The 12,551-nt window shown below is 46.1% G+C and carries 13 protein-coding genes and 1 riboswitch; of the genes, 3 read left to right on the top strand and 10 right to left on the bottom strand.

The annotated features are described in order from the left end of the window. Positions 1 to 52 precede the first annotated feature (52 nt). The 4 genes from C5Z26_RS08555 to C5Z26_RS08540 all read right to left on the bottom strand — a co-directional run bounded on the left by C5Z26_RS08555 (position 53) and on the right by C5Z26_RS08540 (position 3,918). A complete protein-coding gene (locus tag C5Z26_RS08555; protein ID WP_105449548.1) occupies positions 53 to 847 on the bottom strand; it encodes an alpha/beta hydrolase in 795 nt (264 codons plus the stop codon). A gap of 105 nt (positions 848 to 952) precedes the next feature. After that, a complete protein-coding gene (locus C5Z26_RS08550) occupies positions 953 to 1,753 on the bottom strand; it encodes an alpha/beta fold hydrolase (RefSeq protein WP_105449547.1) in 801 nt (266 codons plus the stop codon). Positions 1,754 to 1,776: 23 nt separating this feature from the next. After that, entirely contained in the window at positions 1,777 to 2,448 is a 672-nt protein-coding gene (locus tag C5Z26_RS08545; RefSeq protein WP_105449546.1) for a hypothetical protein, read from the bottom strand. Positions 2,449 to 2,556: 108 nt separating this feature from the next. Further along, complete coding sequence (locus C5Z26_RS08540) at positions 2,557 to 3,918, bottom strand: amino acid permease (RefSeq protein ID WP_105449545.1); 1,362 nt, start codon at positions 3,916 to 3,918, stop codon at positions 2,557 to 2,559. A 219-nt stretch (positions 3,919 to 4,137) separates the two neighbouring features. On the opposite strand from C5Z26_RS08540, the gene C5Z26_RS08535 reads away from it, so the two are divergent. Continuing rightward, entirely contained in the window at positions 4,138 to 4,596 is a 459-nt protein-coding gene (locus C5Z26_RS08535) for an NUDIX hydrolase (RefSeq protein WP_105449544.1), read from the top strand. Positions 4,597 to 4,893: 297 nt separating this feature from the next. Here C5Z26_RS08535 and C5Z26_RS08530 read toward each other — a convergent pair whose 3' ends face one another. The 6 genes from C5Z26_RS08530 to thiM form a co-directional block, all read right to left on the bottom strand. Beyond that, on the bottom strand, positions 4,894 to 6,300 hold the full coding sequence (locus C5Z26_RS08530; RefSeq protein WP_105449543.1) for a flavocytochrome c: 1,407 nt from the start codon (positions 6,298 to 6,300) through the stop codon (positions 4,894 to 4,896). Positions 6,301 to 6,431: 131 nt separating this feature from the next. After that, positions 6,432 to 8,060 (bottom strand): peptide ABC transporter substrate-binding protein, encoded by a 1,629-nt coding sequence (locus C5Z26_RS08525; RefSeq protein WP_105449542.1) that lies wholly within the window; start codon positions 8,058 to 8,060, stop codon positions 6,432 to 6,434. Between the two features lie 23 nt (positions 8,061 to 8,083). Continuing rightward, on the bottom strand, positions 8,084 to 8,824 hold the full coding sequence (locus C5Z26_RS08520) for a gamma-glutamyl-gamma-aminobutyrate hydrolase family protein (protein WP_105449541.1): 741 nt from the start codon (positions 8,822 to 8,824) through the stop codon (positions 8,084 to 8,086). A 251-nt stretch (positions 8,825 to 9,075) separates the two neighbouring features. Beyond that, entirely contained in the window at positions 9,076 to 9,723 is a 648-nt protein-coding gene (gene thiE / locus C5Z26_RS08515) for a thiamine phosphate synthase (RefSeq protein WP_105449540.1), read from the bottom strand. Next, complete coding sequence (gene thiD, locus C5Z26_RS08510) at positions 9,713 to 10,537, bottom strand: bifunctional hydroxymethylpyrimidine kinase/phosphomethylpyrimidine kinase (RefSeq protein ID WP_105449539.1); 825 nt, start codon at positions 10,535 to 10,537, stop codon at positions 9,713 to 9,715. Before thiD ends, thiE begins: the two co-directional genes overlap by 11 nt. Beyond that, the gene (gene thiM, locus C5Z26_RS08505; RefSeq protein WP_105449538.1) at positions 10,537 to 11,340 is read right to left on the bottom strand and encodes a hydroxyethylthiazole kinase; all 804 of its coding nucleotides are present in this window, start codon (positions 11,338 to 11,340) and stop codon (positions 10,537 to 10,539) included. The genes thiD and thiM overlap by 1 nt, the downstream gene beginning before the upstream one ends. A gap of 93 nt (positions 11,341 to 11,433) precedes the next feature. Next, a riboswitch (TPP riboswitch) is annotated at positions 11,434 to 11,539 on the bottom strand. A gap of 187 nt (positions 11,540 to 11,726) precedes the next feature. Between thiM and C5Z26_RS08500 the strand changes: the two genes are divergently transcribed. Both C5Z26_RS08500 and C5Z26_RS08495 read left to right on the top strand, forming a co-directional pair. Then, entirely contained in the window at positions 11,727 to 11,960 is a 234-nt protein-coding gene (locus C5Z26_RS08500; protein WP_105449537.1) for a hypothetical protein, read from the top strand. Between the two features lie 154 nt (positions 11,961 to 12,114). Further along, positions 12,115 to 12,546 carry a MerR family transcriptional regulator gene (locus C5Z26_RS08495; RefSeq protein WP_105449536.1) on the top strand — a complete coding sequence of 144 codons (432 nt, stop codon included), beginning with the start codon at positions 12,115 to 12,117 and terminating at the stop codon, positions 12,544 to 12,546. Positions 12,547 to 12,551: the final 5 nt, after the last annotated feature.

Genomic DNA, 12,551 nt, shown 5'->3' with positions numbered 1-12,551 from the left:
TTTCCGGCGGGGATTTTTTTGAGTTTTAGCAATTGTTTCACGTGAAACAATTTTACAATGGCGCCAACTGTTCGCCACATAGCCATTGCATCACCATCGGCAACTGCTGATTCCACAACGGCCAATCGTGACGTCCAGGTAATTCTTGCCACGTAAAATTCGTTTTAAAGGCATTGGCAAACCGGGGCTGATAGGCGACATCCATTGCCCGCAACATATCTTCACTCCCCGTCGTCATTAAGACTCGTAAGGTCTGGCTAGGTGCGGACAAGTGCTGTAACAAGTAATCAATGCCAACCGGCGTATCGCTTAAATGTTGCGGATCAAACGCTAAGTCAAAATCGGGCATAATTGCGGCCTGTTCTACCCGAAAACGTGCCAAATCCGTCACTGGTGATAGTGCAGCAACGGCGGCAAAACGTTCTGGATACGTTAGCGCCCATCGCAAGGCCCCATACCCACCCATGGAATTTCCGACCACAAAATTTTGTTCACGGGCGGCACTTAGTGGGAACATGAATCGTAATCGGTCTGGTAATTCAGTCGTCAAAAAGGTCCAATACCGGGGTCCAGTGACCATATCCGTATAAAAGCCGCGTTCCGTTTGTGGCATCACGACAGCGACGCGATACTGGGTCGCTAAACGTTCAATTGCAGTCTGGCGGATCCACGTCGTCGCATCGCCACCTAAACCATGTAACAGCCAGATAACAGGTAATTGGGCTGACCCGCGACTGAAAGTAGCGGCGACCTTCCCCGCCGAATTCATTGGCTCCGGTAAAATCACCGTCACGTTAACCAGCCGGCCTAATTCGTTAGCATAAAAATTGTTTTGATGAATTGACATTAAGCCATCCCCATTTCGTTCGCTTAATTTAGCCTACCCCATCGCTAAAATATATTCGAACAAATTATGGCATATTTAGTCAACAAAAACAACTAAACAGCGATGCTAATCCTCATCGCTTGACGTTACCGTTGCTAAAAAATGTAATAATGCGGTATTAAACGCGGCTGACTGTTCAGCCATAACAATATGGCCGGCTGCTGGAATCACAACACTTTGCCCTTGTGGGGCGGTCTGCGCCACAACCGCCGCAAAATCTGAATTAAAGTAAGGGGATTCTTGACCTGCAATAATCAAAAACGGCTTGGTCAGTTGTTGGATCACATCGCGCCAGTCTTGAACAGCGTGATTGATCAGTAAAGGGCCCATTAAGGGGGCATCAAATGGCGCTTGGTTGGCAACCGCTTTAACTTGCGCATACGTTGCGTCATCAATGTGTTTGAAGGTCGAACGCCCCAATGGTTGCTGGAAACTAGCGGGAAAATCTGTCCAAGTTAATTTTTTAAAGCCATAAGGCCATTGGGGGGTGTTGATCATTTTAGGCGATTGATCAACATCAATCACTGCGCCAACGTTAGCATCCCCAAACAAGGATAGGTAAGCAAACCAAGTTGCTGCTCCCATAGAATTTCCCATTAAAATCGGTTTTTCTAATTGTAAGGCTGCAATTAATTCAGCCGCATCCAGGGCCCGCCGACTCATCCGTAATCCTTTTGCCGTGTGTTCTGAAAGCCCTTGGCACCGGCCATCCAGATTAATAACCCGATAGCCCGCAGCAAGCAACACCGGGATTTGGGCCGCCCAGATAGCTTTAGCACCACCAAAACCGGTTAAAATAACCACTGCTTGTCCGTGGCCCGCATCCGTATAATCTAAAGTCACCTGATCAGACGTCATAAATTTCATTAGTGCATCTCCTTTTTGAACATTTAGTCAAAATCTTTCGGTGTTAATTTTCTCAGTTGTTGCACCCAAGTCTGTGTACTTATATCTTGACTGGTAGCCGTGGCCGCAACTGGTTCTAGTAACGTGGCGACCCGTTGCCAGTCCACCTTACCCGCTACTTGTAGACTTGTTTGTAATTGTGCCACCTGCGTCGTCGTCACTTGGGCTAATCGCTGTTCATCTTGGCCCAGCAAGCCTAACAAGCCATTCACCGCCAATTGTTGCATCACCTGTGCTTGAATCTGTGTCGGCGACTGCAATGCCGTCAACGTTAGCCGTGTCGTCAGTGGCACTGCGGGAACCTCTTTAACCAAGAAAGCTTGCCACGCTGCAAAATTTTGTAATACCAGCGCATACCCCTGCCAAGGTAACTGCCGGTTGAATGCTTGCAACGTTTGTGCCGTCAAAGTGGCGACCGACCAAGTCGTGGCAGGCGTCGCTGTGGCTAATGCCAACCACTGCGTTAGCCAGCGTTGCATGGTTTTACGTACGATTGGCCGTTGTGCACCGGCCTGCGTCAAATGATACCGGACCTGTAAAAATTCGGCTATCGCCGCTGTGGCAATGACCCGATCAGCCTGCGCTTGATGATGCTGTTTGAGCTGATGGACAACCTTCCGTCGACTTGAGCTAGCATAATGTCCTTGTTTAACCATTGCCTCAAAACCCCCTTCATTAATCCGTTGATACCCAATTTTACCGCAACTTTTGCCCAAATAAAAAGCCGGTGACCATTAAGTCACAAGCTGATCATTGATAACTGATTAATGTGTATCCGTTGATTGGCGATATTTTCGGAAGTAAATGATCGTCATGATAACTAAAAAGACAACTCCCACTAAAATCGAATACCGCGTTTCCGGATTAATAAACATAAATACCAAGGTTAACGCTAAAAAAGCTAACGTTAAATAATTCGAATACGGTGAAAATGGCATCTTGAAAGGATGGTTGACCATCTTAGCCGCATTTTGTTTGCGAAATTCAATCTGACTGATCAAAATCACAATCCACGGCACCATCCCAGGTAAGACACTCGAACTATAAACCATCACGAAAATTTCACTGGCACTTTTAAAGTAATAGGGCAAAATCACATTTAGTAACACCCCAATTAAAATTCCAATTGAAATTGAAATGACCGCATAAAACGGGACCCCATGGCGATTTAACAAGGTCATCTTGTGTGGTAATTGTCGATTTTCCGCTAAGGTATACGTCATCCGACTGGCACTATAAATCCCAGAATTCGTTCCAGATAGTGAGGCCGTGATGACCACGAAATTAATAATCGACGCGGCCGCAGTAATCCCAATCTTGGCAAACGTTTGAACGAAGGGGGAGCCGATCTGACTCAATTGATCCCAGGGATAAATACTAACAATCACGAAAATGGCGCCGACGTAAAAAATCAAAATTCTAGCGACGGTCGACCGGATCGCTTTAACTAACGTGCTCTGCGGATTTTCAGCTTCACCAGCCGTCACACCAATCAGTTCAATCCCCTGATAAGACGCCAAGACAATTGCTAAGGCAAACATGAAACCTTTCACCCCACCCGTGAAAAAGCCGCCGTGCGCCCACAGGTTACTGATACCAATAGCATGACCATGATTCCCAAAACCAAACAAGATCAGTCCCAGCCCCGCAATAATCATTAAAATGATGGTGACCACTTTAATGAGGGAGAACCAAGTTTCCAAGGCGCCAAACATCTTGACCGAAATCAAATTAGCCGCACATAAAAAACCAATCGCAATTAAGCCTGGAATCCAGTCTGGTAAGTTTGGCCACCAATAGCGGCAATAGCCGCCTAACGCAATCATCTCACTCATCCCAACCACCACAAACTGGAAGACATTACTCCATGCGGTTAAATAGCCGAAGACCGGATGAATATATTCAGAAGCAAACTTGGCAAAAGACCCCGTATTTGGATCAACGTACAGCATTTCACCCAAAGCTCGCATAATCAGGTACAAAAAAGCGCCGGCGACGATATACGCAATCAAAACTGACGGTCCGGTCCACTTGATGGTTGAGCCAGAACCCATGAAGAGCCCTACGCCAATCGTGCCACCTAATGCAATCATCTGCATTTGGCCCGTACTTAATTTTCTTTGCATCGTTTTCTCTCTTTTCATTATTCAAAGAACTACTGCTACTATGATAGCAGGATATAGCTACCATCTTAGCTAAAAAACGACGGATGCGCAAACCCAGTTAGCATTAAAGTCGCTATTTAAGGCCCAACAAAATTGGCAATTTCCGCGGCTGTAACCGGTTTATTTATTATCAGCAACGCGTATAATTAACTTTAACAACCATGAAGGTGAGGCATAATAATGGCAAATTATATTCAAGAAATTCGCGCTTTAGTGGGCCACAAGCCCATTATTTTAAACACGGCCGCTGGAATTTTAGTTGATGAACAGCAACGGGTACTCCTGAACTTACGGACTGATACCCATAATTGGAGCTTACCCGGTGGTTATTTAGAATACGGCGAAACTTATGCCACTGCTTGCGTCCGCGAATACGAAGAAGACAGTGGCCTCAAGGTTGAGATAGTAGCCCCCATTGGTATTTTTGATCGCGGCGAAACCGCCTATCCAAATGGCGATATCGCCCAAACAATCACGCGACTATTCTTAGTCCGCGCAGTTGGCGGACAGGTTTTACGTCAAGCCACCAATGAAACTTTAAAACTAGCCTACTTTGATTTCGACCAATTACCACCGCTACTTAATCAGCAGACCGCTGACTTAATTAAAGCCGGTCAAAACTTCATCAAGCAAGCTTAAGTCGTTTTCACTTTCCAAGTTGACCGATTGGTAAAAATGCTTTTGGCTTCATCGAAAACACTCCCCACTAATAAGGGGTGCACCCATAATTCGGTCGTAGCTGATTTGGATGCCCCATCGCATCCAAATCAGCACTTATTTATCGTGACAACCTAATAAAGTACCAATTGGTTAGTCACTTTCGGCTGTTTAGTTCTCTGAACAAACACATTAATTGCCACAGTTTTGCCGATTTCAGCACCCCTTCCAATCAGTTACAAAAAGTGGGGCCGCCATATTTGACGGCCCCGCTTTAGTTTATTCAGTTTTAAGTGCCGTTAAATAACGATAGACTTGTTGCCCTGCCTGCCGACCAAAAATCACGGTTTCAGCAATTGAGTTACCACCAATCCGGTTATTTCCATGCAGCCCGCCAACTACTTCACCGGCCGCATAGAGCCCTGGAATCACTTGTTGGTTGGCATTTAAGACTTGGGTTTGCCGGTTAATCTTAACCCCACCCATCGTATAATGTACAGCTGGTGCAATGCGAATCGCATAGAATGGTCCCGTCTTAAGGCCATGACTCATGCCAGTTTTCCGGTTAAAAGCCGCATCATTTTGTGTCGCCACGGCCGTATTCCAAGTCGTCACGGTTTGCGTTAACGCCGCAGCTGGCAGATTAATTTTAGCCGCTAATTCAGTTAAGGTTGCGCCGGTTTCAACTAACCCCATATGATCGTAAAATTCAATTGCGGGCACGCGTTGCCGTACAGATTGATCCAAAATCAAAGTAGCATGCTTAGTTGGTAACTGGTCAATCGCCGCTGTGACAGCTTTTCGGGTCGCTAACTCGTTCACAAACCGTTGTCCCGCTTGATTGACCAAGATAGCGCCCTCGCCACGCACGGCTTCACCAATTAAGAACGGATGATCCGTCTCTTGTTGCACAGTCGGATGAACCTGAATCTGATCCATATCAACTAGTTGTGCGCCGACCTGGGTGGCTAAAGTTAAGCCATCACCGGTCGCACCTGGTTGATTAGTGGTTTGATAAGCCGTCAAATCTGGCCGATAGTTGCCAATCAAAGTCCGGTTGGCGCCAAAACCACCGGTGGCTAAAATTACCGCTGCGCTTTGTAACGTTCGTTCTTCACCGGTGGCTAAGGTCACTCGTACTCCCGTAACTTTAGCTTCCGTTTGTTGTAAGCTGGTCACCGTGACTTCAGTAAACAGTGGAATCTTTTCAGCTGCAATCACTTTTAATAATTGCGTGATCAAAAAGCCCCCAATTGGTGCTAGACTACTTGGTCGGTGGGTGCGTTTAACTCGCATCCCTCCGGTAATGGTTAAGTCGTCTAGTTCAATCTGATGTGCTGCCAGCCAATCAAGCGCTAAGGCGCCATGTGACGCAAAATAATCCAACAAGGCTGGGTCATTTTGACGACCGCCACCAATCAAAGTCTCATGATAAAAATCAGCATAGCTATCCACCACGTGGTGTTTTAATTGCACCAAGCTTTCAGCCGCATTCATCCCAGAAGATGCCCGCGTCGTATTGCCACCGATTTTAGGCATTTTTTCTAAAATAACCGGCCGCAATCCTAACTCATGGGCCTGAACTGCACTAACTAAGCCACTACTGCCAGAACCAATAATAATCACATCATACTGATCCTTTAATGCCGTTATTGCTGTTGGTTCGAATTGAAACTTTGCCGCCATGCTGACCAATCCCTTCACTAACCGTTAATTTTAAATGTTTCACGTGAAACATCTTGGGTTATCTTCTATTTTACCGTAATCTGAGCAAATAAACAGGCTATGACGCTGGCAGAACTCACTGCTAAAAGCCGTTATTTCCAATAAGCATAACGATACAAGGCATCTCGTAACAACGTAAAATGAATGCCCCCGACCTTATCACTAACCAAATGAGCAGCCGCAGTTTGATACAATGGCGTGACACCTTGTTCAGTCGCAACTAATTTAGCGGCTTGCTGCATCGTTTGATACCGTTGCGTTGTACTTTGAGTACCAGCCGCCAGTTGTGCGATTTGCGCTTCATAAGCTGGTAACTTGAACTTTCCAAAATCAACTGAATTAGTCACGGAAGCCTTATTCAAGAAATCAATTGGATCTTGAAAATCACTCGACCACGATAACGTCGCAAAATCAAAATCACCATTACTCAAGCTCGAGATTTCATTCGTCAACGGTACCGACTTGATGTTAACCGTCACACCGGCCAAATTTTTCTCGATGGCCGCCTGAATGAACTCGGCGACCGATTTATTCACATCACTATCATTAGTTAACAATTGCAACGTTATTTTTTGATGACCTAGGCTAGCTTGCGCCTTTTTCCAATAAGCTTTAGCTTTGGTAGGACTGTAGGGGTATAAGTTTCCCGTATCCACATTGAAGTCTTTCCCGGTCGTTGGATTAGTCGTGTTCCCCGTTGGAACTAAGGAGGTCGCCGCGGTCGAGCCATCCTTTAAAACATTTTTAACTAATGATTGGCGGTTCAAAGCATAACTAACCGCTCGCCGCAAATCCACATTTTTGGTCACCGTGCGACGTTGATTCCAAGGCATAAAGTAAAGCTGGTTTAATTTCGTAATCGTCAAATTAGTCTTCAATTGCCCGCGTTGCGCATTTTCAACCTGCGTCCCAGTCAGCTGAGTTACTTGCACCCCATTACTTTCAAATAAGTTTTGGGCCGTACTATTAGTTTTAACCGTTTGCACTTTCACCGTCTTAATCCGGACACCTTGTCGCGCATAATAATAGGGATTTTTAGTATATTGCCACGTATCACTCGTGCCATTCCAAGCCGTTAACACGTAAGGGCCATTTGCGAGTGTCTTACTAGCCGTCGTGCCATATTTATTGCCGTACTTTTCAGTAAATGTCCGCTTTAACGGATAGATTTCAGTCGCTAACCGGTAATTAAAATACGGCACTTTTTGCGTTAAGGTTAATTGCAGTCGATAGCGACCTAAGGCTTTAACCCCTAAAGCTTTAACCGACTTTTTGCCAGCCATAATCGCAGTTGCGTTCTTAATTTCGGCCACGTGACCGACTTCCTGAGATTTCGTCGTGGGATTAACTTGGCGTTGCAAGGCGTACACAAAATCAGCTGCCGTCACCTTTTGTCCATTTGACCACCTGGCATTATGGCGTAACGTGAAAGTGTACGTTTTACCACCATTCGTCGGCTTGACCAGCTTAGTCGCAATCGCCGGTACGATTTTGCCGTGCGCATTAGTCGTGTATAACCCCTCCATAAATTGGGCAATTGCAGCTTGACTCGCAATGTCATCGGCTTTATTCGGATCAGCCGTGGCAATCGCCTGCGACGCAGTTACCTTTAAGGCTGCTGAACTCGTTTTAGTTTGCGGTGAGTTAGTGGTACAACTGGCTAGGCCAATTCCCAATACCACTACGCCCAGCCCAATTAACCCTTTTTTATTTATTTTCATCGAACTAACTCCCCACCTAGAATTTAATTTGTTACTGTACTTGTGTTAATAAATTTAGCAAACAATTGGGCCATCACTGGATTGTCAGTTTGCATCATTTCTGGATGCCATTGCACACCCAACTGCATACCGCCAGCAGTCGCCTCAATCGCTTCGACAACGTGGTCCGGAGCAGTCGCAACCACTTGAAAACCTGGTGCAATCCGATGCAATGTCTGATGATGAAACGAATTAACCGTTAACGATGTTTGACCTAGATACGTTGCTAATTGCGACGTTGCTTCAACCTGAATATGATGCATGCCATATGCGGGTAATTGCGCCTGCATATGTTTCAGGGTTCCCTCGCCAGCTGGCATGTCGGTAATATCTTGATACAACGTCCCACCATATAACGTATTCAGCAGTTGTAAGCCACGACAAATCCCCAGAATAGGCTTATGCGCCGCATGGACTATGGCGACTAACGCCCGTTCATACTGGTCACGTTGCGGATCAATTGCCCCTAGCTCAGCTAACGGTTCTTCACCATAAGTAAGCGGATCAATATCTTGACCACCGCACAGTAGTAACCCATCTATCAACTGAACGTATCGTTGCATGGTGGCTACATCCGTCGTCACCGGCAAGACCAGTGGGATGCCACCATTATCAGTCACTGATTTTAAATAATCGCGGTTCACATAATCGCGTTGTCGCCCGGGAAACATCTGACTATTCACCGTTAAAACTCCCGGTGCAATACCAATAATTGGTTTAACCATTCGTTTTATAAACTCCTCTCTATCGACGCCATAAAAATCCCCTGTACACCATCACAGGTCCACAGGGGATTGGTTTTCATGACGCCACCCTAAACTACCATTAACTCTTTAATTAAAGAAAAATGATGATTCGATTAATTATAGATTAGGTTTAATCAATTCGAATGTCAACTAATAAGTTAGCACCCCAACAATTACGACTAGTAGTGTTAATTAAGGCGTTTATTTCCCGGGAAATTAAATCCTGATTTTTAACGCGTTGCTGCTAACATCGCTTGGACGGTCGCTTGATAATTGGGACTGTGCGTTAGCAACGAAATAACGGCTGAGCCCGCAGCACCGGCAGCTATGATGGCTGGTAATTGAGCCACTGTAATTCCACCAATTGCCACAATTGGCCGCGTTGTCGCTTGGACTAATTGGGTTAATCCAGCTAAGCCAATTGCTGGGGCAGCATCACGTTTCGACGTTGTTGGAAAGATTGGACCACTGCCCAAGTAGGCCAACCCTGAAAGCTGATTAGCTGCGTGAACTTCTGTCAGATTGGCACAGGATAGTCCGACAAATAAATTATCGGCGGCACGTTGTAACACTTGCTGCACCTGACCATCACTTTGACCGACGTGCACACCATCGGCCTTTAATGCCAACGCTAAATCAATATCATCATCCACGATAAATGGGATTTGCGCCTGCGCACAAGCAGCACGTAATGATTGGCCTAACTCGTAACGCTGCTGCGGGGTTAATTGACTTGTGCCTTTATCGCGATACTGAAACGCCGTAATCCCAGCAGCCACAGCTTGTTGTAAGACCTGCCGTAAATCCTGACCGGGGACATCTTGCGTGCCTGCCACAAAATAAGCCCGTAACTGTGCTGGCTCAAAATCAAGCATCATCTTCAGTCACCGCCAGACTGGGACTCGCCCAATGGTTTAAAGGCCCATGACCGTGCCCGACTTGAATCGTGGCCGCAATGGCTGCTGTCACCACCGCCTTGCCCGTTTTAATTGCTGCTCGCAACGGCTGTCCTTTCGCCAGTTCAGCTGTGATACAAGCTGATAATGTATCTCCGGTCCCATGAGTACGTTGCGTTACAGTCCGAGGAGCTGTTAGCCAAAAAGCCGTTCCATCTGCCAATAATACGAAGTCACGGGCGCATACAGCATCAGTTTGATGTCCGCCTTTAATCATGACATTTTTAGCGCCTAATTTTTGTAATGCGTTACCCGCCGCTACCATCCCAACTGTATCGGTAATTGTTAATCCAGTCAGTTGTTCAGCTTCTGGCAAATTCGGCGTGATCAAAGTTGCCAACGGGACTAGCTCAGAACGCACCACTTGAATGGCATCAGCCGCTAATAATGACGCCCCACCTTTGGCAATCATCACTGGATCGACCACTAACGGGCCAAAGTCGTACCGTTTTAGATTGCGCACGACAGCTTTAACATGGGTCGCATCCGCCAGCATCCCGGTCTTACAGGCTCGAATCGTCAAATCCGCCGCTAATGAAGCAAACTGTTCATCAATCAAATGTGGCGGTAAGGCCATAAAGTCCTGCACGCCCAAAGTATTTTGCGCCGTAACGGCGACCACTACGCCCGCACCAAAAACTTGTCGCGCTTGCATCGTCTTTAAATCTGCCATCATTCCGGCACCACCACCGCTATCCGTCCCAGCAATCGTCAAAGCTTGTGGAAAATCTGCCATTAGTTATCTGCTCCTTTAATCGTCAAAATAGCTTGAATCTCAGCTGCTGTCACTAAATGTAACTTATCAATTAAGGCCGTCCCAAATGAACCGGGACGCTCAGAAACGAGTTGATTAGCAACCCATTCCCCTGTCGTTGCTAACACTGCACTAGCCACTTGTGTTGCCTCAAAAACCGCCGTTGGACTGACGGCCAGCATGGCCGCAACTAGACTTGATAACAGGTCGCCCGCCCCCACTTGTAATTGAAATAACGAGGTTCCATTGGTGAGTTGAATGACTCGGTGACCATCCGTAATGATATCCGTTGGTCCCGATAACAAGACGACGCAGTGATATTTTTGGGCGCAGGCCTGCGCAATCTTAACTAGATCACCAGTACCAGTGCCAGCGTCGATGCCGTTAGCTTGCCAGTCAAAATCCGCTAAAGCCGCAATTTCGCCTGCATTCCCACGAATAACCGCAACTTGGCAAGTTGTCAATAACCCGAGCGCCACTTGGCGTCGATAAGGCACGGCACCAACCGCAACTGGATCCAATACAATGGGCTTCTGCTGCGCATTAGCGAAACGCCCCACCACCTGCATCTGTTCAACTTGTGACGTGGTCACCGTCCCTAGATTAAAACAAACAGCGCCCGCAATCTTGACGACCGCCGCTGCTTCTTGCACTTCCGCCGACATAATTGGCGACGCACCGACAGCATTCAATCCATTCGCTACCGCCTGCGCGGTCACCCAGTTCGCTAAATTAAGGACCACTGGGTTTTGTTGTCGGAGCTTTGCTAATAAAGTTAAATCCATTTCGGTTCCCCCTTACAGATAACGTTACTCACGGCCACGCAAAAAAAGCGGCCGCTTCAACTTTCATTGAACCCGGGACCGCTAGCTATTACTTCATTAGCTATGACACTTTCCCTACGCAAGTCTGAACTTACAGGTTCAAAGGGATCAGCGCATCGGCACTGTCTCAGCCCAGTCATGGACACCCCTAGTGTATATATTTTCAGTGTACTGGTTGTAAGCGTTACCGTCAACTGGTTAACTGAGCTAAACTTTGCTATGATTAACTAGGGCTAGTAGCCTTAGTTGTCAAACAGATTCAACACTGTCCATCAAAGTGACACTATTATCACGATTTTTCGTCAATAGTGCGATTGATGACTTTATATAATAAGGAGTTGGAGAATTTGATTAACCCGAATGGTGCCGTTCATCGTGGGTGGAATCGCCGCGTCGTTACTGGTAAAACTTTAGCTGAATGTGACGAACTACTCGTTCAATATTTAAATGATCAAGATTACGGTTCTGGTGAATTCGTCGTTTTACATGAAAATGACGGTAGTAACCTCAACACTGGTTATGATTTACCCGATGGTGATCAATGCTATATTAGTTTCTTAATTTATAACAGTCGTCTCTAATCACGACCAAGAGTTTGGGCCTAAACGCCCAAGCTCTTTTTTAGTAACCAAAGTAAACGACTAATTTAAACAAGACTTTAAACCTTTCACTTGCTTGGGAGTTAGGTCCCAGGTTTATACTACAACCATCAATTAGGAAAGCCGGCAAATTTCCATGAATAGAAAAGAAGTTTCAAACTTAATTGGTTTCTCAACTGACACCCTACGTTATTACGAAAATATTGGTGTAATTCCACCAATCAAGCGTGACCAAAATGGGTATCGCGATTACCGTCCCAATGATTTAAACTGGTTATTTTTGGTCAAGTGTTTAAAAGATGCTGGCTTGTCAATGGCAGCATTAATTGAATTTGCCACATTGAACCAACGTGGCGAAAATGAGCCCGCGCAAAAAGCCATTTTGCAAGAACAATTGACAGACCTCAATCGAAAATTGGCCGAAATGAAACGAACTCAAGCCCTCCTACAACATAAGATCGATACCTTTGAAGACCACACCGCCAAGTTCAAAACTGGCGAAATGGATGCTGATCATGTTGAGGAGCTTTGGCGGATGTCACAGTTTAAAATTCCGCAACCGAAATAAATTTC

This window comes from Lactobacillus sp. CBA3606 (assembly GCF_002970935.1).
Classification (GTDB): domain Bacteria; phylum Bacillota; class Bacilli; order Lactobacillales; family Lactobacillaceae; genus Lactiplantibacillus.
This window is presented reverse-complemented; position numbering and strand designations above follow the sequence as displayed.